Source organism: Microbacterium sp. K36 (genome assembly GCF_004794355.1).
Taxonomy (GTDB): Bacteria; Actinomycetota; Actinomycetes; order Actinomycetales; family Microbacteriaceae; genus Microbacterium; species Microbacterium paraoxydans_D.
The window spans coordinates 12461-38640 of sequence record NZ_SSDN01000028.1 but is presented as its reverse complement, the minus strand read 5'-3'; the positions used below and the strand labels follow the sequence as shown (position 1 = coordinate 38640).

Annotated in this window: 23 protein-coding genes; 18 read left to right on the top strand and 5 right to left on the bottom strand. The window is 70.3% G+C overall.

Going from position 1 to position 26180, the window contains the following annotated elements; translation table 11 throughout:
* From DW296_RS01155 to DW296_RS01145, 3 genes are all read left to right on the top strand, one after another.
* On the top strand, positions 1–1297 hold a 1297-nt coding region (locus DW296_RS01155), incomplete at its 5' end, for a S1C family serine protease (protein WP_136050732.1).
* A 46-nt stretch (positions 1298–1343) separates the two neighbouring features.
* Complete coding sequence (locus tag DW296_RS01150; protein ID WP_136050731.1) at positions 1344–2597, top strand: CDP-glycerol glycerophosphotransferase family protein; 1254 nt, start codon at positions 1344–1346, stop codon at positions 2595–2597.
* Positions 2594–4030, top strand: coding sequence for a CDP-glycerol glycerophosphotransferase family protein (locus tag DW296_RS01145; protein WP_136050730.1), 1437 nt, complete (start codon positions 2594–2596; stop codon positions 4028–4030). The genes DW296_RS01150 and DW296_RS01145 overlap by 4 nt, the downstream gene beginning before the upstream one ends.
* 10 nt (positions 4031–4040) lie before the next feature.
* Here DW296_RS01145 and DW296_RS01140 read toward each other — a convergent pair whose 3' ends face one another.
* Positions 4041–5066: a glycosyltransferase gene (locus tag DW296_RS01140; protein ID WP_136050734.1), complete on the bottom strand. Its 1026-nt coding sequence runs from the start codon at positions 5064–5066 to the stop codon at positions 4041–4043.
* 147 nt (positions 5067–5213) lie between these two features.
* Here DW296_RS01140 and DW296_RS01135 point away from each other — a divergent pair, with 147 nt between their 5' ends.
* The 6 genes from DW296_RS01135 (at position 5214) to DW296_RS01110 (ending at position 11135) form a co-directional block, all read left to right on the top strand.
* Entirely contained in the window at positions 5214–6497 is a 1284-nt protein-coding gene (locus DW296_RS01135; protein ID WP_136050729.1) for a CDP-glycerol glycerophosphotransferase family protein, read from the top strand.
* A complete protein-coding gene (locus DW296_RS01130; protein WP_136050728.1) occupies positions 6494–7264 on the top strand; it encodes a biotin--[acetyl-CoA-carboxylase] ligase in 771 nt (256 codons plus the stop codon). The genes DW296_RS01135 and DW296_RS01130 overlap by 4 nt, the downstream gene beginning before the upstream one ends.
* A gap of 94 nt (positions 7265–7358) precedes the next feature.
* Positions 7359–7871, top strand: a complete 513-nt coding sequence (locus DW296_RS01125) for a PH domain-containing protein (protein ID WP_136050733.1) — start codon at positions 7359–7361, stop codon at positions 7869–7871.
* A 95-nt stretch (positions 7872–7966) separates the two neighbouring features.
* Complete coding sequence (locus DW296_RS01120; RefSeq protein ID WP_136050727.1) at positions 7967–9091, top strand: 5-(carboxyamino)imidazole ribonucleotide synthase; 1125 nt, start codon at positions 7967–7969, stop codon at positions 9089–9091.
* Between the two features lie 125 nt (positions 9092–9216).
* Positions 9217–9684 (top strand): 5-(carboxyamino)imidazole ribonucleotide mutase, encoded by a 468-nt coding sequence (gene purE, locus DW296_RS01115; RefSeq protein ID WP_060922793.1) that lies wholly within the window; start codon positions 9217–9219, stop codon positions 9682–9684.
* Positions 9681–11135: an LCP family protein gene (locus DW296_RS01110; RefSeq protein WP_136050726.1), complete on the top strand. Its 1455-nt coding sequence runs from the start codon at positions 9681–9683 to the stop codon at positions 11133–11135. The genes purE and DW296_RS01110 overlap by 4 nt, the downstream gene beginning before the upstream one ends.
* A 176-nt stretch (positions 11136–11311) precedes the next feature.
* On the opposite strand, the gene DW296_RS01105 is transcribed toward DW296_RS01110, so the two are convergent.
* Entirely contained in the window at positions 11312–11878 is a 567-nt protein-coding gene (locus DW296_RS01105; RefSeq protein ID WP_085607080.1) for a hypothetical protein, read from the bottom strand.
* A gap of 142 nt (positions 11879–12020) precedes the next feature.
* Complete coding sequence (locus DW296_RS01100; RefSeq protein ID WP_136050725.1) at positions 12021–13784, bottom strand: DUF4012 domain-containing protein; 1764 nt, start codon at positions 13782–13784, stop codon at positions 12021–12023.
* Between the two features lie 122 nt (positions 13785–13906).
* On the opposite strand from DW296_RS01100, the gene DW296_RS01095 reads away from it, so the two are divergent.
* From DW296_RS01095 to DW296_RS01075, 5 genes are all read left to right on the top strand, one after another.
* Positions 13907–14980, top strand: coding sequence for a glycosyltransferase (locus DW296_RS01095; RefSeq protein ID WP_136050724.1), 1074 nt, complete (start codon positions 13907–13909; stop codon positions 14978–14980).
* Positions 14981–15081: 101 nt separating this feature from the next.
* Entirely contained in the window at positions 15082–17538 is a 2457-nt protein-coding gene (locus DW296_RS01090; RefSeq protein ID WP_136050723.1) for an FG-GAP-like repeat-containing protein, read from the top strand.
* An 88-nt stretch (positions 17539–17626) separates the two neighbouring features.
* Complete coding sequence (locus DW296_RS01085) at positions 17627–18532, top strand: ABC transporter permease (protein WP_240742947.1); 906 nt, start codon at positions 17627–17629, stop codon at positions 18530–18532.
* The gene (locus DW296_RS01080) at positions 18529–19266 is read left to right on the top strand and encodes an ABC transporter ATP-binding protein (RefSeq protein WP_136050722.1); all 738 of its coding nucleotides are present in this window, start codon (positions 18529–18531) and stop codon (positions 19264–19266) included. Before DW296_RS01085 ends, DW296_RS01080 begins: the two co-directional genes overlap by 4 nt.
* On the top strand, positions 19263–21158 hold the full coding sequence (locus DW296_RS01075; protein WP_136050721.1) for a DUF6541 family protein: 1896 nt from the start codon (positions 19263–19265) through the stop codon (positions 21156–21158). Before DW296_RS01080 ends, DW296_RS01075 begins: the two co-directional genes overlap by 4 nt.
* On the opposite strand, the gene DW296_RS01070 is transcribed toward DW296_RS01075, so the two are convergent.
* Both DW296_RS01070 and DW296_RS01065 read right to left on the bottom strand, forming a co-directional pair.
* Positions 21142–21495, bottom strand: a complete 354-nt coding sequence (locus tag DW296_RS01070) for a DUF2304 domain-containing protein (protein ID WP_085607094.1) — start codon at positions 21493–21495, stop codon at positions 21142–21144. The genes DW296_RS01075 and DW296_RS01070 overlap by 17 nt on opposite strands.
* A gap of 2 nt (positions 21496–21497) precedes the next feature.
* Positions 21498–22196, bottom strand: coding sequence for a glycosyltransferase family 2 protein (locus DW296_RS01065; protein ID WP_136050720.1), 699 nt, complete (start codon positions 22194–22196; stop codon positions 21498–21500).
* A gap of 57 nt (positions 22197–22253) precedes the next feature.
* Between DW296_RS01065 and DW296_RS01060 the strand changes: the two genes are divergently transcribed.
* The 4 genes from DW296_RS01060 to DW296_RS01045 are packed head-to-tail and all read left to right on the top strand — an operon-like array spanning position 22254 to position 26177.
* A complete protein-coding gene (locus tag DW296_RS01060; RefSeq protein WP_136050719.1) occupies positions 22254–23432 on the top strand; it encodes a glycosyltransferase family 4 protein in 1179 nt (392 codons plus the stop codon).
* Between the two features lie 44 nt (positions 23433–23476).
* On the top strand, positions 23477–24088 hold the full coding sequence (locus tag DW296_RS01055) for an acyltransferase (protein ID WP_240742946.1): 612 nt from the start codon (positions 23477–23479) through the stop codon (positions 24086–24088).
* Positions 24085–25182, top strand: a complete 1098-nt coding sequence (locus tag DW296_RS01050) for a DegT/DnrJ/EryC1/StrS family aminotransferase (protein WP_136050718.1) — start codon at positions 24085–24087, stop codon at positions 25180–25182. Before DW296_RS01055 ends, DW296_RS01050 begins: the two co-directional genes overlap by 4 nt.
* Positions 25182–26177, top strand: a complete 996-nt coding sequence (locus DW296_RS01045; RefSeq protein ID WP_085607104.1) for a Gfo/Idh/MocA family protein — start codon at positions 25182–25184, stop codon at positions 26175–26177. Before DW296_RS01050 ends, DW296_RS01045 begins: the two co-directional genes overlap by 1 nt.
* Positions 26178–26180 lie beyond the last annotated feature (3 nt).

The following is a 26180-nucleotide window of genomic DNA, read 5'->3' as shown; positions in this document are numbered from 1 at the left end:
GCCGCCCGGCGCCGCATTCGGCGTCCCGGCGCAGGACACCCGCCCGCTCGACGGCACGGTGCCTCCGGCTGAGCCGGCCCCCGCCGCCACGAAGGAGAAGTCACGCGGCGGCACCCGCGTCGCGGCGTTCATCGTCGCTGCCGCCCTCGTCGGTGGCGTCGCCGGTTTCGGCGGCGGCGCGCTGCTCACCGGGCTGCAGGACTCGCCGTCCTCCGGGTCGGCGCAGGGACCGCAGACCGTCACGGTGAACAACCCCGGCTCGGTCAACGAGACCACCGCGGTCGCGACCGAGGCTCTTCCCTCTGTCGTGACCATCGAAGTCGCCGGCTCCCAGGAGGCCGGCAGCGGCTCGGGCGTCATCATCAGCAAGGACGGCTACGTCCTCACCAACACGCACGTCGTCACGCTCGGCGGGGCGGCGGCAGACCCGACGATCCGGGTCACGACCTCCGATGGCCGCATCTACGATGCGACCGTGGTCGGCACCGACCCCATCTACGATCTCGCGGTGATCAAGCTCACCGACGCCGAGGGCCTGACCCCGATCACGTTCGCAGATTCGTCGAAGCTGAACGTCGGCGACACCGCCGTAGCCCTCGGCGCCCCGCTGGGACTGGCGAACTCGGTCACCACCGGCATCGTGAGCGCACTGAACCGCAGCATCCAGATCGCCTCCTCCGCTCTGCCGGACTCCTCGTCCGAGGATGCCCCGCAGGAGCAGGCGCCGGAGGACGGCCAGGGCGAGGGGCCGTTCCAGTTCGATCTCCCCGGCAACAGCGGGCAGCAGGCCACCGAGTCGATCTCGATCGCGGTGATCCAGACGGACGCGGCGATCAACCACGGCAACTCGGGTGGCGCCCTCGTCAACAGCAAGGGCGAGCTGATCGGCATCAACGTCGCGATTGCGAGCTCGGGGAGCTCCGAGGAGTCGGGCTCGATCGGCATCGGCTTCGCCATCCCGTCGAACATCGCCGAGCGCGTCGCCGACGAGATCATCGCCGACGGCGCGGCCACCCACGGCCTGCTGGGCGCGTCGGTCCGTGACGCCTCCGGCGTCGAGGGCGCGACCGAGGCCGGTGCGTACATCGCCGAGGTCACCGATGGGGGCGCGGCCGCAGCTGCCGGTCTCCAGGCCGGCGACGTCGTGACGAGCTTCAACGGGGTGCCCATCACGAGCGCGACCGACCTGACCGCGCAGGTGCGGGCGGCGGCGGCCGACAGCAAGGCCGACGTGACCTACGTCCGCAACGGCAAGCAGAGCGAGATCGAGGTGACGCTCGGCACGCTCGCCGGCTGATCCCGACGGTCAGAGAAGGACGCCACCCGCGCGATAGGCTCGCCGGGTGGCGTCCTTCTCTTTCGGCACCGGCAACGCGGCCAAGCTGCTCCGGATCCCGCTGTACGCCCTCGGTCGCCTGGGCACCCTCGTCGTGCCGCGCGGTCGGCGCTGGGTCTTCGGATGCGGCGCCGGCGTCGGCGACGGCGCTCTGGCCCTGCAGCGGTATGCGGCAGGGGAGGGGCATGACACCCTCTGGCTGACCGGATCGGCGCGCGAAGCGGCCGACGCCGAAGCCCTCGGCCTGCGGACCGTCCCGCGGGGCGGGCTCCGCGGATGGTGGGCGACCGCCCGTGCCGGCGTGCTGATCGTGACGCACGGCCTCGGCGACGTGAACCGCTATGGCAACGGTGGCGCCTTCGTCGTGCAGCTCTGGCACGGCATCCCGCTCAAGCGGATCGGCCTCGACTCGCCGGCCACCACGCAGGTGCCCGCCGTCCCCGGCGCACCGATCCTCCGGCGCCTCGTCGGGCTGCTGTACCGCGGCGCCGCGCAACGGATCCGCGTGCTGCCCGCCGCCTCGCACCGGGCCAGGGCACGCCTCGAGTCCGCGTTCGCGCTGGGCGACGGCCAGGTCGTGGTCACGGGGGAGCCCCGCGTCGATGTGCTGTCGATCGGCACACCCCAGGAACGCCGCGCGCACGCACAAGCCCAGCTCGCGGAGTCCGTGGGCGCGATCGGCGACGCCGGACGAGTGGTCCTCTACGCGCCGACGTGGCGGGACGGCGCCCCGGACCCCTCCGTGCCGACGGCCGAGGAATGGACGCAGATCATCCGGGTGCTGGAGGAACACGACGCCGTCCTCCTCGTGCGCTCGCATCCGCTCGGTGACGGCAGCTACACGCCGCCGCTGCCGACGAAGCGAGTGCGCGCGCTGCCCAGCACGGCGGTCAGCGACGTCACTCCGGTGCTGGCCGCGGTCGACGTCCTCATCACCGACTACTCCTCGCTCGCCTACGACGTGGGGCTCCTGGACATGCCGGTCGTCTTCCTCGCACCCGATGTGCGGGAGTACGCCCGCACCCGCGGCTTCTACGGGCGCTTCGAGGAAGTCGCCGCGTCAGGCGTCGCGACGGGATGGGAGGCGGCGCTCGTCCGGCTGGCGTCGCTGCTCGGCGACCCCGCCGCGTTCGACGAGGCTGCCCGACGTTCCGCTACGCTCAGCGCGGAGATGCACGCGTTCCGTGACGGCCAGAACACTCGTCGGGTATACCGGACGATCCGCGCGCGGGGGATCCCCGCGCCGAAGGGAGCAGCATGACGACGGCCCGCATCGATGACACGGCACAGGCGCTGGTCATCGCAGGGACCGGGCAGCGTCCGGAGAGTGCCGAGCTCGCCGGACCGCGGGCGCGGGTGGAAGCCCGCGTCACCGGTGGGGGGAAGACCTGGAAGGCGACGTTCGCGCTCCGCGCATCCCGGTGGGGTGGCCCGGAGCTGCCCTTGCCATCAGGCGAGTACGAGCTACGCATCGGCGGCGCCGATCTGGCGGAGCTGCGTCTCGCGCCGGTCCTGCTCCCCGGAGTGCGGATCGCCGTCGAAGGTGCGGTCGTCCGCATCGCAGCACCCGTCGATCCCGTGTATGACACGGCAGAAGGGCGCTCGACGCTCGAGGAGCGCTATGTGGCGCAGACCGGCGGGACGGAGAACGCCGTGTTCTTCGAGAGCTTCTACGGCCGGAGCGTCGGGTGCAACCCCCGCGCCATCGACCGGGAGCTGGCGCGGCGTGCTCCGCAGGTGCGCCGGTACTGGAGCGTCGCCGACCTGTCGGTCGAGGTGCCGGACGGCGCGATAGCGGTCATCGAGGGCAGCCCGGAATGGTGGCGCGCACGCGGTGCTGCACGACTGCTCATCGTGAACGACTGGCTGCGCCGTCGCTTCGCGCGTAAGCCCGGGCAGAAGGTGCTGCAGACCTGGCACGGCACGCCCCTCAAGCGTCTGGCGCTGCACCGCCCGGGGTTCGACCCCCGGCGGATGGCGGCGGTGGTCAAGGAGTCCCGGCGGTGGGACGTGCTGCTGGCGCAGAACACCTATTCCGCGCGCATCCTCCGCAAGGCCTACGCGTTCTTCGGGCGGCCGATCTGGGTCGACGGCTATCCGCGCAACGATGCGCTGCGCACCGGGGATCCGGTCGCCGTGCGCGCGGCGCTCGGCATCGGAGCCGACGAACGCGTGCTGCTCTACGCCCCGACCTGGCGTGACGACCGTGCGGAGATGGTCGACTTCGTCGATCCGGAGCTCCTGGCGCGGCAGACGAACGCCGTCGTGCTCGTGCGCGGTCACTCGCGCACGCTGGGGGAGGGCAGGGACCGTGCCGGCGCGCGGGTGATCGACGTGACGGGGTACCCCGAGACGTCGCTGCTCCTGCTCGCGGCCGACGCCCTCGTCACGGACTACTCCTCGGTCATGTTCGACTTCTCGGTGACCGGCAAGCCGATGTACTTCCTCGTGCCCGACCTCGACCACTATCGCGGTCAGCTCCGCGGCTTCTACTTCGATCTCGCGGAACGCGCGCCGGGCCCGTTGGTCCGTACGCAGGACGAGCTCGTGGCCGCGCTGGACGACCAGGGCCACCGGGAACGGTACGCGGAGCGCTATGCCGCGTGGCAGCGGCAGTTCAACGCACTCGACGACGGCCGGGCCGCGCAGCGGGTGGTCGACCGGATCCTCGACCTCGGATTCGTCACCCCGTAGCCGTCGGCGTTCAGGGCAGGGGAGTGTTCCGCGTGCCGAGCCGCGACGCGTCCACCGTGTCGCCGGCTCCGCGCAGCACGCCGCCGAGGAAACCGAGGCCCCACGAGAGGTGCATCGTGGGCAGCGCGAGGAGCGTCCACAGGCGTTGCCGCACGCCGCCTCCGCCCGGCGCGAGAGCCACGCCGACCACGAGAAGCACGTAGAGCCCGAGCGGCACGTAGACCAGGCCCGAGGCGATGAGCGAGGCGGTGCCGGACACCGCGCCGGTGAGCTGCAGGATGCCGAGGACGACGGCGAGCACGACGAACAGCAGGAGCACCGGCGGGGCGAAGTAGCGCAGACCGTTGCGGCGGCCGAAACGGCGCACCAGCTCACCTCGCCAGGCCCCGGTCGCGCGGAACTGTCTGGCCAGCCGCAGCCAGCTCTCCCGGGGCCAGTAGGTCACCGACAGCTCGGGATCGAACCACACCCGGTGGCCGGCCTGACGGATGCGCAGGTTCAGCTCCCAGTCCTCGCCGCGGCGGATCGTCTCGTCGAACAAGCCGACCTCATCGAGCACCTCCCGCCGCATCACGCCGAGGTAGGCGGATTCCGCCTCGCCCTCGACGCGGCCGCCGTGATACGCACCCCCGCCCAGGCCGACGGGGGAGTTGTACAACCGGGCGACGGCCTTCTGGAAGGGAGTGCGACCGTCGGCGTGCATCACGCCGCCGACGTTGGCCGCCCCCGTGCGCTGCAGCGTCTGCAGAGCACGGGCCGCGTAGCCGGGGGCGAGCTCGGAGTGCGCATCGACCCGGATGACGGTGGGGTAGCGGCTGGCCCGGATCGCGGCGTTGAGTCCGACGGGGATGTGCGCGGCGGGGTTGTCCACGAGGCGTATCCGGTCGTCGGCGGCGGCCAGTCGGCGGGCGAGGGCCGTGGTGCCGTCCGACGACGGGCCCAGCGCGAGGACGAGCTCGGCCGGAACCCCGACCTCCTGAGCGAGCACCGACGCGACCGCGTGCTCCAGGTAGGCGCGTTCGTTGAGCACCGGCATCACGAAGGACACCCCGGTGACGGGGGCGGGGGATCCGTTGGCTGGCACACGTCGATCATGTCACGCCGCTCCCGCCCCTCTCTCCCAGGCAGAGCGCGGTCGTCGAGGCTCGGCGGGAGCCGGGAGCGGACGAACTATCCTGGAGGGATGGGTGCACTGTCTGACGCGAAGAAGGCCTACCGTCTCCTGCGACGGGCGCTCGCTTCGCGCTCCGCGGTGCAGCGTGTCCGCCGCCGGCTGGCGGATCAGGTGCCGTATCCGGCAGATCACTTCCGGGTCGCCGTGTACTTCGCCGACGGCGCGGTCAACATGTACCAGATGCGGCAGTGGTACCGCCCATTGGCCGCGCTCGCCGAGCGGTGGCCCGTGGTGGTGCTGGCGCGCCAGGCGACCGGCGCGGAGAAGCTGCTGGAGGAGGACGGCCCGCCCGTCGCGTTCGTGCCGAAGGTGCGCGACCTCGAGCGCTTCCTCGCCACACAGGACATCCGGGTGGTCCTCTACGTGAATCAGAACACCCGTAACTTCCAGATGTTCCGGTACGGCCGTCGCTGGCATGTGTTCATCAACCACGGCGAGTCCGACAAGATGTACATGACCACGAATCAGTACAAGGCCTACGACTACGCCTTCGTCGCCGGTCAGGCGGCCAGGGATCGGCTGTCGCGGACGCTATGGGACTACGACGTGGAGAGCCGGACGATCGAGATCGGACGCCCCCAGGCGGACCACTACTCCGGCTCGCTCCCGTACACACCGGACGACCGTCTCGTCGTCCTCTACGCCCCGACGTGGGAAGGCGATCGTCCCAGCGCGCATTACGGCTCCATCGCCTCGCACGGCGAGCGCCTGGTGGCGCGACTGCTCGCGACGGGCGAGCACCGGGTCATCTACCGCCCGCATCCGCGCAGCGGTGTCGTCGACGAGGCGTACGGGGCGGCGCATCGCCGCATCGTCGCGGCCATCTCTGCCGCGAACGCGGCCGACCCGACCGCGCAGCACGTGTACGACGACGGCCCCGAGCTCGGCTGGCAGCTCGCTGCCGCCGACGTCGCCGTCGTGGACATCTCGGCCATGGTGTACGACCGCCTCGCGGCGGGAAAGCCGCTCATGATCACGCGCCCTGTCGACGAAGAGGCCGCCGTCGACACCACCGGCTACCTCTCCGACTGCGAATGGCTGTCCGCGGAGGCGGCGGACGACATCGTCGCCGAGGTCGAGCGCGTGCGGAAGGACGAAGCGGCCGTCGCGCGCCTGCAGATGTGGGTGCGCCACTACTTCGGCGACACGACCCCCGGCGTGGCGACGCAGAAGTTCCACGCCGCCGTCGACCGGCTCATGGGGGAGTGGGAGCGGTGGCGCGACCGGGAGATCGGTGCCGTCCGCGGTGATGCGGATGATGACGACGACGAGGCGGACGACGAGGACGCATGAGCAGTGACTTCCCGCGCTCCGCCGCGCTCGTACCGCGTCTCGAGGTCGCCGACGCGACCGGATCGACGAACGCCGACCTGCGGAGAAACGCGGACGACGCCGACGCCTGGCCGCACCTCTCGGTCCTCCTGACCCGGCACCAGACGGCCGGACGGGGGCGGCTGGATCGCCGGTGGGTGGCCCCGGCGGGTTCGGCGCTCGCGGTGAGCGTCCTCCTCCGCGATCTGCCTGCCGAGCCGGCGGCGCGAGGCTGGATCCCGCTCGCCGCCGGGGCGGCCATGGCCGAGGCCGTCGCCGCACAGCTTCCTGATGCCACCGTCGTCCTCAAGTGGCCGAACGACGTCCTCGTCGACAGCCGGAAGATCTGCGGCATCCTGGCCGAGGCCACGCCGACGGCCGTGATCGTCGGGGCAGGCGTCAACACCGCCATGACCGCATCGCAGCTTCCGGTTCCCACGGCCACCTCCTTCGCGGTACAGGGGGTCGTCGTCGACGAGGACGAGCTGCTCCGTTCCTACGTGTCGGCGCTCGACGGCCACCTCCGCGCGCTCGCCGCGGCGGACGACGCGACCGCGAGCGGTCTGCATGCGGCGGTGACCGCGCGGTGCGCGACGGTCGGACAAGCCGTGCGCGTCTCGCTCCCCGGCGGGTCCCTGCTCGAGGGCGTGGCCGTCGGCATCGACGACGAGGGGCGTCTGCTCGTCGCGGCGGAGGGGACGGTGCACGCGGTCTCCGCGGGTGACGTCGTGCACGTCCGGCCCGCGTGACGCGGGGACACGCCGTCTCACGGACGGTGTTGTCGGCGATCGCGGGCACAATGGGGGTGTGACCCAGCCCGTGACGCTCGGCGGACGCCCGCTGATGCCGCCGCCCGGCACTCCCGCCGAGGAGCTGCTCATCGCGCGCTTCCGCGGCCACGCTCGTCGGCTCTTCTGGTCGGCGCTCGTGCTCATCGCCACCTTCGGGGCCACCGCCTACTTCTACGGCAACCTTCCGATCGGCTTCGAGGACTGGATACTGCTCGCCGCCGCCGGAGTCGTCGTCCTCGTCGCCGTCGTGATCCCCTTCGTCGTCTGGTACTCGCGGACGACGACGATCACCACCCGTCGCGTCATCGCAGCCCAGGGCTTGGGCGCGCGCAACCGCCGCGAGATGTCGCACGCCCGCGGCTACACGATCGGCGTCCGCCGGGGTCCGCTGCAGCGGATGTGGGGTTGCGGCACCATCACGCTCTCGAACGGCGTGGACGCACCTCTCCGTCTCGTGAACGTCCCGAACGTCACCCTCGTGCACGAGACGCTCGCGGATCAGATCGAGGTCGGCCAGATCCTCGCCCATCGCGACGCCCAGGCGAGCGGCGACGAGTTCGCCTGAGCGTGAACTCGCGGCCGCCTCGCGGACCGTTCGCTTCGCCGTTCCCCGGACCAGCGAGCGTGCGGAAGAATGGGCATGACGAATGGAGGCGGCACATGGCGCTGCGTGTGGGCGTGATCGGCGGAGGACAGCTGGCACGGATGATGATCGCTCCGGCGGTCGAGCTCGGTCTCGAACTGCGGGTGCTCGCCGAGGAGGAGGGCATGGCCGCCGGCCTGGCCGCCACAGCGGTCGGCGACTACCGGGACCTCGACACCGTGCGCGCGTTCGCCGCCGACGTCGACGTCCTCACGTTCGACCATGAGCATGTACCGCAGGAGGTGCTCCGCGCCCTCGTCGCCGAGGGGATCGCGGTGCATCCCGGACCAGATGCCCTCCAGTTCGCCCAGGACAAGCTCGTCATGCGCGCCCGCTTGGCAGAGCTCGGCGTGCCGCAGCCGGAGTGGGCGCCGGTCCGTTCCGCCGAAGACCTGCAGCGCTTCCTCGACGAGCACGACGGTGCCGCGGTGGTCAAGACGCCGCGGGGCGGATACGACGGCAAGGGCGTGCGGGTCGTGCGCTCCGGTGCCGAGGCGCAGGACTGGCTCGATGCGCTCGAGGGCTCCGACGCCCTGCTCGCCGAGGAGCTCGTCCCCTTCGTCCGCGAGCTTGCCCAGCAGGTCGCGCGCCGACCCGGCGGAGAGATGATCCCGTATCCGGTCGTCGAGACCGTGCAACGCGATGGCGTCTGCGCCGAGGTGATCGCCCCGGCGCCTGCGGCGACCGAGCGTCTCGCCGAGGTCGCCGAGGACATCGGGCGTCGCATCGCGGAGGGCCTCGGCGTGACCGGGATGCTCGCAGTTGAGCTCTTCGAGACGGACGACGAGCGCATCCTCGTGAACGAGCTCGCGATGCGTCCGCACAACAGCGGGCACTGGAGCCAGGACGGCGCCGTCACCGGACAGTTCGAGCAGCACCTGCGTGCCGTGGCGGATCTGCCTCTGGGGGACACTCAGCCTCGTGCGGCCTGGGCGGTCATGGTGAACATCCTCGGAGGCCCCGCGGAGGGCACGCTGGGTGACCGTTTCGAGGCGGCGATGGCCGCGCACCCGGACGCCAAGATCCACACGTACGGCAAGGCACCGCGCCCCGGGCGCAAGGTGGGCCACGTCAACGTCGCAGGGGACGACCTCGACGACGCGGTGTACGTGGCCAGGGCCGCTGCGGCCGCTTTCGTCTGAGGATTCCCGTGGCGGCGCACGGGAAAAGACGTGTGCCGCTCGGGTGTTCTCCCAGCGCGAGACCGTAGCCTGATCTGGTGACCGAGCCACTGCACTCCTCCGCCGTCCCTCTGGTCGGCGTCGTCATGGGATCCGACTCCGATTGGCGCGTCATGAGCGACGCGTCCCAGGCGCTCACCGACTTCGGGATCCCCCACGAGGTCGAGGTCGTGTCGGCGCACCGCACGCCGGACAAGCTCATGTCCTATGCGCGGGAAGCCCGGGCTCGCGGCCTGCGTGTCATCATCGCCGGCGCCGGCGGTGCCGCCCACCTTCCGGGCATGCTCGCGTCGATGACGGCACTTCCCGTCGTCGGGGTCCCCGTGCCGCTCGCGTACCTGGACGGCATGGACTCGCTGCTGTCGATCGTGCAGATGCCCGCGGGCATCCCGGTCGCGACGGTGTCGATCGGCGGCGCGCGCAACGCGGGTCTGCTCGCGGCCCGGATCCTCGGTGCCGCGGACGACGAGCTGGCCGACCGTGTCGAGGCTTACGCCGCCGACCTCGAGGCCCAGGTCGAGGAGAAGAACGATCGGCTGAAGGGCTCGCTGTGACCCTTGCGCCCCCGCGCGCGACGCGACGTCCGCTCATCGAGACGCGGCCGCTGCGACACCCGGATGCGGCCGATGCCGGGCTCATGTCGAAACGCGCCTGGTGGCTCGTCGGTCTCAACTTCCTGCTGCCGGGGTCCGCGCAGGTCCTGGCGGGCAATCGACGCTTGGGAAGATTCGGACTCGGCGTCACCCTGTCGACGTGGTTCCTGGCCATCGTCACCGTCGGGTTGGTGCTGTTCGCCCGCCCCGTCTTCCTCTGGCTCACGATCGGTGGCGGCTTCGTATCGGCGGCCCTGCTCACGCTCGTGCAGGTGCTGCTCGTGGGAGTCGTGGTCCTCTGGATCGTCCTCACCTTCGACACGCTCCGCCTCGTCCGCCTGGTCAAGGTCCCCGCGCCGTCGCGCTTCCTCGTTCCGGTCGTCGCGCTCGTCCTGCTGGGGCTGGTCGGAGGCGTCATGGGCTACGCGGCCACCGCGGTGGGCTCCGTGCGCGGCAGTGTCGGGACGATCTTCGGGCAGAGCGGCCCGAGCCTCCCGCCCAGCGACGGCTACTACAACATCCTGCTGCTCGGTGCGGACAGCGGGGACGGCCGCGACTCGATGCGTTTCGACAGCATCTCCGTCGTCTCGGTCAACGCCGAGACCGGAGCAGTGACCATCACCGGAATCCCGCGTGAGCTCCCGCATGCGCCCTTCAGCGACGGCAGCCCGATGCAAGAGCTCTATCCCGACGGCTTCCAGGGCCACGGGTCGTCCACCTGCGGCTGGAACGGGTGGATGAACCACGTCCGCAACGCCGCGGAGGTATGCCGGGAGGACAAGGGGACCGGGCTCTATCCGGACGCGGAGGCCACGGGCTCGGCGCCGGGTATCGAGGCGACCAAGGATGCCGCGGAGGGCGTGCTCGGCATCGAGATCCCGTACTACGTCTTCGTCGACATGCACGGCTTCGCCGACCTCGTGGATGCCCTCGGCGGCGTCGACATCACCGTCACAGAGCGCCTGCCCAAGGGCGGCCCGCCAGAGGGCTGGTCCGGCACGGACGTGAACGAATGGGCGATCGGCTGGATCGAACCCGGGCAGCAGCACATGGACGGCGACACCGCCCAGTGGTACGCCCGCTCGCGGTACACGACCAGCGACTGGGACCGCATGAAGCGGCAGCGCGAACTGCAGGAGGCGATCCTCGCCCAGTTCACTCCGCAGACCGTCCTCACCCGCTTCAACGAGGTGGCCGCTGCGGGCACGGCACTCATCAGCACCGATCTTCCGCAGGGCAAGCTGCCGGAGTTCTTCGACCTCATGCTGAAGGCCAAGGAGCAGCCGGTCCAGACCGTCGAACTGACACCGGAGAACGGCGTCGACGAGTTCGAGCCGAACTACGACTTCATCCACGAGCTGCTGCAGCAGAAGCTGCACCCGCCGACGGAGACCCCCGTTCCCACTCCCTGAGTCCGCAGGGAACGACGCGGCCCACGGGCGATGTTCCCGGGAACATCGCCCGTGGGCCGTCCGGTGCATGACCGGATTCGCCAGACGACGGTGATCGGAGGGGGAGGGATCACCGTCGTCCAGCCGGCCACCGCGCAAGGCGGCGACCTGGCTCAGGCGCGCGTGCGGCGCGCGACTCAGGCGCGCTTGCGGCGCGCGGCTCCGACGGCGACGAGGCCACCACCGGCGACCAGAGCGACTGCCCCGCCGCCGATGATCCAGGGCGAAACCGATCCACCGGTGAGGGCGAGCTCCGTGCCGCCGGTGAGCGGAAGCTCGGTCCCGGCGGGTGCGGCGGTGCCGGGATCGTGGTCGCAGCTCGAGGCAGCGGCGTTCCCGTGCGACACCGTCACCGTGGCGGTGTAGGCCCGGGAACCGGCGAAGTCGAGGGCGTAGGAGCCCTGGCCGTCGGAGGGCGGGCGGAACGTGACCGTCAGGCTGCCGTCGGATGCGGCGGTGTTGCCCGAGATGGCGGCGGCGCCTGCGTTCTGCCCCGAGACGGACACGCCGACGGTTTCAGACGGCTCGAAGTACCCGGCGCCGAAGGCGACGGTCGAGACCTCACAGGTGTCGATGATCGCGTCGCCCACCTTTGCGCCCGGAGGCGAGGGATAGGAGTCGCTCGGCGCCGCAGAGGCGACGGTCGGCGCGGCCAGGATGAGCGCGCCAGCGGTAAGGCTGATGGCAGCCAGTTTCTTCAGCATGATTTCTCCCCAGAATTTCACGCGGAATCGCCTCCGGACACACCCCTGCGTCCGACTGCGCGAGGCCCTCTGCCCCCACGGCAGGTTCACGGACCCCGGTTATTCCCCAGTGAGATGACAGTACCTCATCCGTCGGCGATTGTCACGAGCCGCACTGCAGGGTGTCGCGGGTCAGCTTCGGGCCGACGATCAACGGGGTGTGCTGCACCTCGGTGAGGCGCGCTCCGGCGCCGTCGCCCTGGAACTCCACGGTGATCGTGGTGGAGGCGCCGGGGGCGAGGAGCACCTCGTGCTGCACCACGGAGCGATCGCCGATGGTCGTCGTCTGCACGCCCTCCTCCGTGCCGTCCCGGTCGATATGCGACGGCAGGGCACCTTCCGGACCGTAGACGGCGATCAGGGTGCGCACGCTGCCGGCCGGTACGCCGTAGATGCCGTCGCCGGTGACGTACGGAGGCAGAGAGGTGGCGGCGTCGGCAGGGGCTGTGTTCGACCACGTGACGCGCACCTGGGTCGTCGGCGCCCCCGCGCAGGTCCCCACCGCCGTCGCGATCGAGGCGCGGGTGTAGTAGTCCATCTTCCCGCCGGTCCCGTCGTTGATCAGGACGCCGACCACTGCGGCGTCCTCGTCGTCGTGCGGCATGGCGCCGCCGAGCGCGCTGGCGGCGAGGAGTGACTCCTCCGACTCGTGCGCGCTCCAGATCCGGATGCGGCCTTCGCCGGCGGCGTCGGAGAGAGCACGGACGAGGGCCTGCGGCTCCGCGTGAGACAGAGCGGCCGAGAACAGTCCGCCGGCGGCCTGGGCGAAGATCGCGTCCTGAGCCGCGGGATCGGGGATCGCCGCGTAGATCTCCGAGAGGAGCAGGTCGGTCACGGTGTCCGCAGTCGCCGTGAAGGGCCCGAAGGAGAGATCCCCGGTGGCTCGCATGAGGTGTGCGGCGACCACGGCATCCACCGCGATCACCCCGTCGACCTTCCCCCCGTAGCGTCCCTCCCACCGGGCGGCGATGGTCTGGCCCGCTTCACGGAAGTCGGGGATGCTGGTGATGTTCTGCAGATAGCGGCCGGGGCGGTCCTCGAAGAGCGCGACGGTGCTGTCGCTGAGCGGCAGCGCCGTGTCCAGCGGGGGGAAGTCGCGCGTCGACGCCTGCCGTTGCAGCGTGACCTTGCCGTTCTCCGCGTGCAGGAGTGCGATCGAGCCGATGATGCCCCCCGCTGACCGCAGCTCTGCGTTGTTCTGCATCGCGAGGACGTAGGTGCGCGGGCCCTCGCCGCCGAGCATGGTCGGCAGAAGGACGGAGGCGCCGTGCAGCGCGCCGACCGCGGTGGCGGCCTGGGTGACGGCGCCGCGCATCTCCCGCACCGCGTCAGCGAGCGGCGGAAGGGTGGCGTCGGCGTCGATGCGGCGAGCCCGCTCCTCCGCCACGGTCAACGCCGCGCTCGCGGTACCGAGCGGCTTCTCGACGGCGGCGAAAGGGGCGAGGTCGATCGCCCCGCCCGCGAAGCCGAGGCTCGTGAGGTCGACGTCGTCGGCGACGTCGAGCAGCGGACCGAGGGCGTCCGTGGAGACGTCGTCGGCGATCTCGGCGACGTCGCTCACCGCGCGGAAGTTCGGGCCGATCCAGGGCAGCACACCGAAGGCCTGCCAGATCGGGTCTCCCGTCAGCGATCGGGCCGACTCCGCGTTGCGGGAGATGCGGGCGGCGATCGGGGCTGCTCCATCGAGATCGCCGTCGGCGATGGACTGCTTGAGCTGACTGGTCGCTTTCGCGATCTGCTGGAGGTTGTCGACCGCGCCGATGCCGCGCACCGTGACCCAGCCCAGCGCGAGGACGAGGAACACGAGGACGAGGCCGACGGTCCACCCGACCCATCGGCGGCGGACGGGAAGGCGACCATCGCTCACCCTGGCATTCAAGCACGGCGAAGCTGCCTGCCGCGCTCCCGATGCTGTGGGAACGCTGAGTAGCGGTGTGGACAGGTGATGCGCTCCCGGGGCCGTCGGCATCCCGCGGTTAGCCTGATCGCATGGGTGCTCGACTGCGTGTTGTTCTGGATCAGCTCGTGCACGTCGTCGATCCGGATCAGGCGGCGGCATCGCGAGATCTCGCCGCCGGCCTCGTCCAGACGGCCCCGCCGAACTGCGCGGTCGACGCGATCGTGCCGTCGGGGGCGGACGTCGACCTGCGCGGCATCGGAGAGGTGCGCACCCTCGCGGTCGGCCGCCGTGAGCTCGCCGCGTCCTGGCAGCTCGGTATCGCCCCGGGAGTCGGCGGCGGCCTCATCCACGCACCCACGCTGCTCGCTCCGCTGGTGCGTCATGACCGCGTGCACGACAACGACCAGACGACCGTCACGCTGTGGGATCTGCGGGCCTGGGAGGCGCCGTCCCAACTGGCCAGGGGCGCCGTCGCCTGGCACCGCGGGATGCTCCGACGCGCCGTGAAGCATGCGGATGCCGTGGTCGTCCCCTCGCATTCCATGGCGCAGCGGCTCTCCGGTCTCGTGAAGCTCGGCGACCGCATCCGGGTCATCGCCGGCGCTCCGCCCCAGGGTCTCGTCCTCCCGGCGGACGCCACGTCGCGGCGCGACGCACTCGGCCTGCCGTCGGAGTACATCGTCCTGTCCGGCCCGCAGGACACCCTGGCCGCCGGTTTCCGCGGGGCGGTCGCGGCCGGTCTCGACGCCGTGGTGATCGGGGCGGCGGAAGGCGCGGAACCGCGTATCGCGGAGATCGCCGCCGCCGCCGGACTGCCCGAGCGTCGCGCGCACATCCGAGGGACCCTCGAGGTGTCGGACCGCGCCGCCGTCCTCGCCGGGGCGCGCGTCTTCGTCTCCACCGACGCCGTCACCGGATGGCCCTGGCGCGCCGTGGAAGCGATGTCGCTGGGCGTCCCCGTCGTGGCCGTGGAGTCCGGGTGTCATCACGATGTCCTCGCCGACGGGGGAGCGGTGGTCGCCGAGGAGGCGCTGCCGGACGCGATCGAGGAAGCGGCGGGTGCCGGAAGGGAGCGCCTGCGCGTGCTCGCCGCCGACCGGTCGCGGGCCTTCTCATGGGCGAGCGCCGCGGAGCGGGTGTGGAGTCTGCACGCAGACCTCTGATCACCTGAGCGCCAGCTTCGCATCCACGCGACACGCCGGGAGCTGATCGCGTTTCCGTGGCAACAGTGGCATCATCCCGCAACTTCCGTCACACTGGTCACATGTCTCGACGTGCCCCACGCTCTCGAAACACCACGAAGGTCACCCGCCTTCTCACCTGTTTCCTCGCTGCCTCCGCCCTGGTGATCGGCACGGTGGTCCCCGCCACCGCCGCCTCCGCCGCGACCTCCGTCGCACCGACCATCGCGCGCACCGCCGTCGATCCCGCGCAGACGGGGCTGGCCAAGACGTCCCTCGTCGGGTTCACCCCCGGCAACATCATCAGCGACGCCGTGTTCACCAACAAGAGCACGATGACCGAAGCGCAGATCCAGACCTTCTTCAACAGCAAGGTCTCGCGGTGCCTCGGCGGGCGTGATGAGAACAACGAGGCGATCGTGTGCCTCAAGGACTTCCGGATGAACACCGTCACCCGTCCCGGTGACCAGTATTGCAGCGGGTACTCGGGCGCGGCGAACGAGTCGGCGGCGCGCATCATCTATCGCGTGGCCCAGGCCTGCAACATCAATCCGCAGGTGCTCATCGTCATGCTCCAGAAGGAGCAGGGCCTGGTGACGCACACGTGGCCGAGCGCCTGGCGCTACCGGATCGCGCTCGGACAGGGCTGCCCGGACACCGCGCCGTGCGATCCGAACTACATCGGGTTCTTCCACCAGATCTACGGTGCGGCGCGCCAGATGCAGATCTACATGGAAGGCAAGTGGTTCCAGTGGTACGCGCCGGGGCGGACCTGGAACATCCTCTACAACCCCAACAGCGCCTGCGGATCCTCGCCGGTGTACATCGCGAACAAGGCCACGTCGGCCCTCTACTACTACACGCCGTACCAGCCGAACGCCGCCGCTCTCCGAGCAGGGTACGGCTCGGGTGACGGCTGCTCCGCTTACGGCAACCGGAACTTCTACAACTACTTCACCGACTGGTTCGGATCCACCCAGGGCAAGCCGGCTGCGGCACCGCCCGTGATCTCGTCGGCGAACACGTCGAGCTTCGTCGTGGGCGTCGACACCGCAGGCACCGTGTGGGGCTATCCCTTCTCCAAGAAGACGTGGGGAAACCGCGTGCAGATGGCGACGGGCCTGAGCGGCGTCACGTCGTTCTTCGGCGTCGGCGATCTCACCGGGGACGGCAACCGCGACTTCCTCTCCGTCGACGCGTCCGGGGTGCCGTCCGTGCTTTACGGCGACGGGACCACCACGCTCAGCGCTCCGACGCGACTGGGTGGCGACTGGACGGGTACCGTACTGATCGTCCCCGCCGGCGATTTCAACGGGGACGGCGTTCCGGACGTCTTCACGACCGACGCTTCGGGCGGACTGTACCTGCGTGCCGGCGACGGTCGGGGCGGCTTCCGGGCGGCCACTCTCATCGGCAGCGGCTGGAGCACGATGAGCATGCTCGTGGGCGCCGTCGACATGAACGGCGACGGTCGATCGGACCTCATCGCGCGGGACGCCAGCGGCAGACTCTTCCTCTACCCGGGCAACGGCCGCGGCGGCTGGGGGACCCGGGCGCAGATCGGCAGCGGGTGGTCTGGGATGACGTCCATCTTCAGCCCCGGCGACTTCACCGGGAACGGGACGCCGGACCTGCTCGCGCACACCGCGAACGGCGTGCTCATGGCGTACGAAGGACGCTCGACCTCCTTCGTGGCCAGCGTCGGCAACGTGGGGTCCGGTTGGCAGAATCTGGCGACCAAGGCATCAGCCGGGCCGGCAGTGACGAAGCCGCGGGCGCTGCCCGCGGGATTCGGCAACGTGGACGGTGTCGGGGGCAACGACGTCGTCGCGCTCACGAAGTCCGGTGAACTCCGCCTCTACGGCGGAACGGGCTCGGGGGGCTGGCGTTCCTCGAGCACCCTCGCCACCGGATGGGGAGCCGACGACAGGATCTTCTCCCTCGGCGATTTCACCGGAGACGGACGGGCCGACCTCGCCCGCGTCGACGGCACCGGAGTGCTCACGCTCCTGCCCGCCGCAGGCAACGCCTTCGGTCAGGGGACGCGCATCGGCCACGGCTGGTCGTCGTTCGTCCAGATCGTCGGCGGCATCGACTTCGACGGAGATCGCAAGCCGGATGTGATCGGCGTCCACGAGGACGGACGGATGATGCTATACCGCGGCAACGGCAGCGGCGGCTTCCAGGGCGACGGGGTGCAGATCGGCAAGGGCTGGGGTGTGGTGGACATGGTCATCAACGCCGGCGACTTCACCGGCGACGGCCGCAGCGACCTCCTCGCCCGGACGACAGACGGCGCCCTCCGCCTCTATCCGACGACCGGCAAGAGCGGATTCGGCACCATGGTCCAGATCGGCAAGGGGTGGGGTGGGATGACGAAGATCGTCGGCCCTGGAGACTTCAACGGTGACGGGACGCCCGACATCCTCGCGATCCGTCAGGACGGCGCGATGATCCTCTATCCCGGCAACGGCAAGGGCGGCTGGGGGACCAGTGTGCAGATCGGGTCGGGGTGGCAGAACATCTCGAGTCTCGGATGACCGCGGCCCTGCCTGAAAGGTCGTCCGCAGGCACCATGGGATACTGAGACGGCGACGGATGCCGTCGCGTCGTCGATTGAGTGGGCCTGTGACCGATACCCGAGATCTTTTCGCTGCCGTCCCGCGTTCCGCGTTCGACACCCCTGGCGAGAGCCGCGGGCTGATCGACGTGGTGCGCTGGCGCTATCTGCTGCACCTCCTCGTCCGTACCGGCGTCACGACCCGTTACCGCAACTCGGTCCTCGGTTGGACGTGGTCGTACGTCCGCCCGGCCGCCCAGTTCCTCGTCTTCTGGGTGGTGCTCGGGCTGTTCATGAACCTCGACAGGGGGATCCCGAACTACGCGATCTACCTGTTCTCGGGGATCGTCGTGATCAACCTCTTCTCCGAGGCGTTCAAGAACGCCACGACGTCGATCGTCGGAAACGCGCCGCTGGTCCGGAAGGTGTTCCTCCCGCGTCAGCTCTTCGCCGTCTCGGCGGTGATCGTCGCGTTCGTGCACTTCCTCCCGCAGGTGGGTCTGCTGCTGGTGGTCTGTCTGCTGCTTGGATGGGTCACGCACATCTCGATCCTCTCGATCCTCGCCATCCTCGCGGGAATGGTCATCGTCATGACCTTCGCGCTGGGCCTCGGCCTCTTCTTCGGAGCGATCAACGTCCGCTTCCGCGACGCGGAGAACATCGTCGAGCTCCTGCTCCTCCTCGCGACCTGGGCCTCTCCGGTGCTGTACGCCTGGACCCAGGTGCAGGACGCCGTCGTCGACAAGCTCGGATGGCCGCAGTGGGTGGTCGAGGTGTACATGCTGAACCCCATCACGCAGGGGGTGGAGCTGTTCCACTACGCCTTCTGGCGTCCGGTGACCGACACCGCTTTCGCCCTTCCGGAGGGTCTCGCCTGGAACACCCTCTGGACAATGCTGATCTCCATCGGCACGCTGCTCCTCGGGCAGCTCGTCTTCCGCCGTCTCGAAGGAAGGTTCGCACAGGACCTATGAGTGCTCCCGCCACGCTCCGCCCGAGCATCGTCATCGACGGCGTCAAGAAGCGGTTCACGCTCAACCACGCCTTCTCGCTGAAGGACACGGTCGTGTCCTGGATCAAGCGCCGCAAGCTGACCAGCGAGTTCGAAGCGCTGAAGGGCATCGACGTCGTCATCGGCGAGGGCGAGTCCGTCGCCGTGCTCGGCCTCAACGGCTCCGGCAAGTCGACTCTGCTCAAGCTCGTGTCCGGGGTGATGGAGCCGGACGAGGGACAGGTGCTCACGCGGGGACGCGTCGCCGGTCTGATCGAGGTGGGAGCGGGATTCCATCCCGAGCTCTCCGGACGCGAGAACGTCTTCCTCAACGCCGCCATCCTCGGGATGAAGAAGCACGAGATCGAGGCGCGGTACGACGAGATCGTGGCGTTCAGTGAGATCGAGCAGTTCATCGATCAGGAGGTCAAGCACTACTCCTCGGGCATGTTCATGCGCCTCGCGTTCTCCGTGGCCATCCACGTCGAGCTCGACGTGCTTCTCGTCGACGAGATCCTGTCGGTGGGCGACGCGCCGTTCCGGGAGAAGTGCCGGTTGAAGTTCGAGGAGCTCATCGCCGAGGGCAAGACTCTCGTCGTCGTCAGCCACGACATGGAGATGGTGCGGGAGCTCTGCACCCGCGGGATCGTGATCGACAAGGGGCGCGTGATCTACGACGGCGAGGTCGAAGGCGCCATCGCGCTGGTGGACAAGTGAGCGCCTGGCTCGCACAGGCGCCGGCGCTGCTCGTCGCCCTCGCCGTGCTCGTGCTGCCGGGACTGCCCGTCGGGCTCTGCCTGCGGGGGGTGGGCGCCGTCGTCCGGCTCGGGGTGTCCATCGTCGTGTCGCTCGGGGTGGTGGCCGCGGCCTCGGTGCTGGCTCCGGTCATCGGTCTGCCCTGGGGGCCCCTGCCCGTGGTGCTCGTCGCCGCCGTGGTGTCGGCGATCGGCATAGGTCTGCGCGTCGCCGGCCGGGGTGCCGGCGACGACCGGGCGCGCACCGACCCGCAGCCGTGGATCTGGATCTCCCTCGCCGCCGCGTTCCTGGGGTGGCTGGTCATCCTCGCACTGGGCATGCGTGACCCGGGCAACCCCTCCCAGCTGTACGACGGCCTGTTCCACCTGAACGCCGTCGAGTTCATCGCGTCGACCGGCGACGCCTCGCCGCTGCACATGACCATGGCCACGCCGAGTCAGGAGACGTCGTTCTACCCGACGCTCTGGCACGCCCTGGTCAGCCTGATCGTTCCGGTCTCCGGAGGTGTGGTGACGGCGACGAACACCACCACCATGGCCGTCGTCGCCCTCATCTGGCCGGTGGCGCTCGCCACGCTGACGGCCGTGGTCTTCCCGCAGCGCCCGCAGGCCGCACGGTGGGCGCCCGTGCTCGGGTTCGGCTTCAGCATCTTCCCGCTGGGCTTCCTGAACTGGGGCGTCCTCTACCCGAATCTCCTCGGCACGCTGCTCGTGCCGATCCTCATCGCGAGCGTGCTCCTGGCCTTCGCCGCCGACCTCGGCTGGGGGCGCCGCACCCTGCGCATCCTCGTCGCTCTCGCCGCGACCGCGGCCACGGCACTCGCCCATCCGTCCGCGCTCCTCGGTGCGATCGCCCTCCTCGTCCCCTTCCTGCTCTCGCGAGCCTGGCGTACCGCGGCGCGAGGCCGACGGGGCACGCGCATCGCCGTGGGCGCGGTCGGGGTGCTCGGACTCGTCGCCCTCGTCCTGGTGTGGATCGAGGCGAACGTGACGACGCACGAGTGGCTGCCCACGCAGACGGTCGCGCAATCGCTGGGCGAGGTGGCCTTCCTCAGCCCGGTGGACCGGAGCACCGGTTTCCTCCTCGGCCCGCTCGCTGCGATCGGGATCTGGCGGGTCGTGAAAGACCGGCGCTGGTGGATCCTCGGGGGATACGCGGTCAGCATCGCCCTCTACGTCATCGCCGCCTGGCTTCCTGTGCTGGCCGTCCGCAGCTTCTTCGTGGGTGTCTGGTACGACGACACGACCCGCGTCGCCGCGCTGCTCGCGATGTGGGGACTTCCGCTCGCGGCCCTCGGCGCGGCCTGGGTGTGGGACGCTCTCGAGGCGCTGGGCCGCTCCGGCCGTCGGCGCCTGTTGATCGGGATCGTCGTCGTCATCGCGGTGGCCGCGGCGACGCACATGCTCGCGCTCCGCAACGACCTGCGCTTCATGCGCGACGTGAGCTTCCGGTTCGATGACGCGTCGCAGGGCCTGTCACCCGACGAAGCGGCCCTGTTCGAGCGGATCGACGACGAGATCCCGGAGGATGCCGTCGTGGTCGGGGACCCGCTCACCGGTGCCGGTCTGCTCTTCGCCTACACCGGTCAGGATGTGGTCTTCCCTCACGTGACCGGCAACTACGGCGCGGACGCGGCGGTGCTCGCGCGTCAGCTCGCCGACGGCACGCCGGCGGTGTGCGAGGCCGCGGAGCGCCTCGGCGTCACGCACGCCGTGGACTTCGGTGAGACCGTGCTCTTCCAGAACCACTACACGACCTACGACGGCCTGCACGGTCTCGATCGCTCGCCGATCCTCACCGAGGTGGATCGGGTGGGAGATGCGGTCCTCTACGAGATCACGGGTTGCGACTAGCGTCCTTCTCGTTCTCGGCCGCTTCGAGGAGCGCGATCTTCCGCGCGAGGAGCGTGAGCTGTCGCTGCAGGGCGATGTTCCGGCGGTACTGCGAGTACACGAACGCGAGGAACATCACGATGAGGCCGTAGAGGACGAGGTCGGTTCCTCGGCCGACACCGACGAGTCCGGCCAACCAGCTCAGCCACTGGGGGAAGAGCACGGAGAGGACCGCGACGACGACGAACAGTCCCATGAGCAGCCGTCGGATCGCCAGGTGACTGTCGGCGCCGGTACGACGCATCATGAAGACGGCGAGGACGATGATCGCCGCGATGAGCAGGAACTGGATCCACATGATCAGCGCACCACCAGGTCGACGAGGATGTTCACGGAGTTGAGCACGCTCTGGCCCTTCGCCTTCGAGTAGTCGGTGTAGAGCAGCTCCACGGGGTATTCCTTCCACGGCAGACGGGTCCGCCCCAACTCGAGCACGATCTCGGTGGCGTGCGCCATGCGGTCCTGTTTGAGCTCGATGCCCTGGGCGGCGTCCCGGCGGATCACGCGCAACCCGTTGTGGGCGTCGGTCAGCTTCAGGCTCGTGGTGAGGTTCGTGACCCACACCGCGGTCTTCAGGATGACCTTCTTCATCCATCCGGGGTTGGTCCGGTCGTCGAGGAAGCGGGAGCCGAACACGATGGCGACATCCTCGTCCCTGGCGAGCTGGAGCATGCCGAGGGCGTCCTCCACGCGATGCTGGCCGTCCGCGTCGAAGGTCACGATGTAGTCGCACTCGGCGTGTGCCAGAGCGAAGTCGATCCCCGTCTGCAGGGCAGCCCCCTGGCCGAGATTGACCGGGTGCTGCACGAGGTGCGCCCCCGCCGCGGCGGCTTCGGCCGCCGAGCCGTCGCTGGATCCGTCGTCGACGCAGACGATGTGCGTGAAGTGGGGCTTGAGTCCCTCGATCACGCCGCCGATCACGCTGGCTTCGTTGTAGAGGGGGATGACGACCCAGGCGCGGGGATCGGCGGGGGAGGGCGCGGGGACGCTCGAGGACATGGTTCTATTGTGTCAGGTGTCGATTCGGGCACCGGTCCACCGAGCAGCAGGGGCAGGATGTCGAGGAGACGACGCGCCGTCATCGCGACACGGCTCTACACGCCGGAGGTGACCGCCGCCAGCTTCCGGATGGAGGCGCTCGCCCACGCGCTGGCCGCCGACACGGATGTCACCGTCCTGAGCACGAAGCCGCCGCGGGACACGGTGATCGCCGATACCCCTGGTGTGGTCGTGCGTCGCGCGCCGGTGCTCAGAGACGGCAGCGGAGCCATCCGCGGGTACGTCCCGTACCTGTCGTTCGACGTGCCCCTCTTCTTCCGGCTCCTGGTCCGGCGGAGTGACGTGATCGTGGCCGAGGCGCCGCCGACCACCGGGTTCGCGGCCGCGATCGCGGCCTTCCTCACCCGACGCCCGCTGGTCTACTACCCGGGCGACGTATGGACCGATGCGGTCGCCTCGATGGACGCCCCCGGCCCGGTGGTGGCCGTCATGCGGTTCGTCGAGCGCTTCGTTCTGCGCCGAGCGGCACGATCGCTGGCGGTCTCCACGGAGGTCGCGGATCGGCTCGCCGCGATCGGCGGGCGACCGGAGCGTGTCGTGACGGTAGGCAACGGGATCGACACCGCGGTCTTCCGTCCCGACGTCGTCCCGCACGAAGCAGAGCGGCCCTACTTCGTCTACACCGGCACGATGTCGGAGTGGCAGCAGCCCGACGTCTTCATCCGTGCGCTCGCTCTGCTCCCGGACGAGGACGTCGAGCTCCGGTTCTTCGGACAGGGGGCCGTGGAGGCAGAGCTGAAGGAGCTCGCTGCGCGGCTCGCACCGGGACGGGTGCACTTCGGGGGACTCGTCGGCCCCGCGACCTCGGCCTCGTGGATCCGCGGAGCCGTCGGGGCCCTGGTGAGCATCGTCCCCGGCATCGGCTACGACTTCGCCCGACCGACCAAGACGTATGCCGCCGCCGCGGTCGGGACCCCCGTGCTCTTCACCGGCGCCGAGACCGGCGGCGAGGTCGTGCGTGCGGGCGGACTCGGCGAAGCCGTCGGATTCGACCCGGAGGAGGTGGCCGCGGCCATGCGGCGGCTGCTCGGCGAGTGGACATCGGGGGAGACCGAGCGCATCCGGGCGGATCGTGCCGCGTGGGCTGTGGGGAACGCCTCGCTCGCCACCGTCGGCGCCCGCGCCGCAGACGTCGTTCGCGGCGCGCGTCGAGGTTCGCGGAGCAACGCCAAGTAGAATCTCGTCTGTGCTGCCTCATCGCGCAGCGTGCAAGGAGCCCCGTGACTGAAACCTCCCGCGTGCGGATCGTCGATTCCGCCGATGTGTCCGCCGACGCCGTCATCGGCGACGGATCCTCCATCTGGCATCTCGCCCAGGTCCGCGAACAGGCCCGCCTCGGCGAGAACTGCATCGTGGGCCGCGGCGCGTACATCGGTACCGGTGTGGAGATGGGCGACAACTGCAAGGTGCAGAACTACGCCCTCGTCTACGAGCCCGCCAAGCTCGGCGACGGTGTCTTCATCGGCCCCGCCGTCGTGCTCACCAACGACACCTACCCCCGCGCCATCAATGCCGACGGCAGCCTCAAGAGCGCCCACGACTGGGAGCCGGTCGGGGTCACTATCGAACGCGGCGCGTCGATCGGCGCCCGCGCGACCTGCGTCGCCCCGGTGACGATCGGCGCCTGGGCGACGGTCGCGGCCGGCGCCGTGGTCGTCAAGGACGTCCCGGCGCACGCCCTCGTCGCCGGCGTCCCGGCCCGGCGCATCGGCTGGGTCGGCGAGGCGGGTGTCCCGCTCACCCGCGGCGACGACGAGAACACCTGGGTGTGCCCCGCGACCGGGGCGCGCTTCATCGAGACCGACGGAACACTGACCAAGGAGACCGTGTGAGCGAGTTCATTCCCCCCGCCAAGCCCCTCATCGGCGACGAAGAGCGCGAGGCGGTCGATCGCGTCCTCCGCAGCGGCATGGTCGCGCAGGGCCCGGAGGTCGCCGCCTTCGAGCAGGAGTTCTCCGCGCACTTCGTGCCCGGCCGCCCGTCCGTGGCGGTCAACTCGGGCACCGCGGGCCTGCATCTCGGTCTGCTCGCCGCCGGCGTCGGTCCGGGCGACGAGGTCATCGTGCCGTCCTTCACGTTCGCCGCGACCGGCAACTCGGTCGCGCTCACCGGGGGCACCCCGGTCTTCGTCGACATCGAGCCGGACACCTTCTCCCTGGACCCGGAGGCCGTCGCCGCGGCGATCACCCCGAAGACCAAGGGCATCCTCCCTGTGCACCTCTACGGGCACCCCGCTCGCATGCGCGAGCTCGAGGCCCTGGCCGCCGAGCGCGGCGTCGCCCTGTACGAGGACGCGGCGCAGGCGCACGGCGCGTCGCTCGATGGTCGGCCGGTCGGCTCCTTCGGCGAGTTTGCGATGTTCAGCCTCTACCCGACCAAGAACATGACCAGCGGTGAGGGCGGCATGGTCACCACGGCGACCGACGAGATCGCCCGTCAGGTGAAGCTGCTGCGCAACCAGGGCATGGAGCGCCAGTACGAGAACGAGATCGTGGGCTTCAACGCCCGGATGACCGACATCCACGCCGCGATCGGTCGCGTGCAGCTGACCAAGGTGGACGGCTGGACGAAGACGCGTCAGCAGAACGCGGCCTTCCTCGACGCGAACCTGCAGGGCGTCGTGGTCCCGCCTGTCGCCGAGGGCGCTGTGCACGTGTACCACCAGTACACGATCCGCGTCCCCGAGGACCGTGACGGCTTCGTCGCCGCGCTGAAGAACGAGCACAACGTCGGTGCCGGCGTGTACTACCCGATCCCGAACCACCGCCTCCCGTCGCTGACGCACTTCGCCCCCGGCCTCGACCTGCCGGAGACGGAGCGCGCCGCGCGCGAGGTCGCCTCGCTGCCGGTGCACCCGTCGCTCAGCCAGGACGACCTCGAGCGCATCGTCGCCGCGGTGAACACCGTCGCGAAGGCGGGTGCCTGATGGCAGACCTGCGCGCAGGTCTCCTCGGTGTGGGGATGATGGGCCGCCACCACGCCCGCGTGCTGCGCGAGCTGGACGGTGTCGAGCTCGTCGCCATCGCCGACCCGGGCGGCGACCCGCACGGCGTGGCCGGTGACCTGGAGATCCTGCCGGACATCGACGCGCTCATCGACGCCGGCATCGACATCGCCGTGGTCGCCGTTCCCACACGATTCCACGAGGACGCGGCGCTCAAGCTTGCGGCCGCCGGCGTGCACACCCTCGTCGAGAAGCCGATCGCGCACACGGTCGACGCAGGTCAGCGCATGGTCGACGCCTTCGCCGCCGCCGGCCTGGTCGGAGCGGTCGGCCACATCGAGCGCTTCAACCCGGCGGTGCAGGAGCTGCGCCGTCGGATCGAGGCGGGCGAGCTCGGCGCCGTGTACCAGGTGGTCACGCGCCGGCAGGGCCCCTTCCCTTCCCGGATCGCGGATGTCGGGGTGGCGAAGGACCTCGCCTCCCACGACGTCGACCTCACCGCCTGGGTCGTGCAGAGCGACTACGAGCGTGTGTTCGCCCAGACCGCCTTCAAGAGCGGTCGCGAGCACGAGGACATGATCACCATCACCGGCCGCACGGCGAACGGCGTGATCGTCAACAACATCGTCAACTGGCTGAGCCCGATGAAGGAGCGCGTCACCGTGGTCACGGGGGAGAAGGGCGCGTTCGTCGCCGACACCTCCACCGGGGATCTCACCTTCTACGCCAACGGCACGATCCCTCTCGAATGGGAGTCCGTGTCCTCCTTCCGCGGGGTCTCCGAAGGAGACGTCACGCGCTACGCGTTCGCCAAGCGCGAGCCGCTGCGCGTCGAGCATGAGGCCTTCCGCGACGCCGTGCTCGGGCAGCAGACCGACGTCGTCACGATGGAGCAGGGGCTGCGGACGCTGGCCGTGGTCGAGGCGGCTCTCGAGTCGTCGCGGACCGGGAACGCGCTTCCGCTTCTGGACGCCTGACGC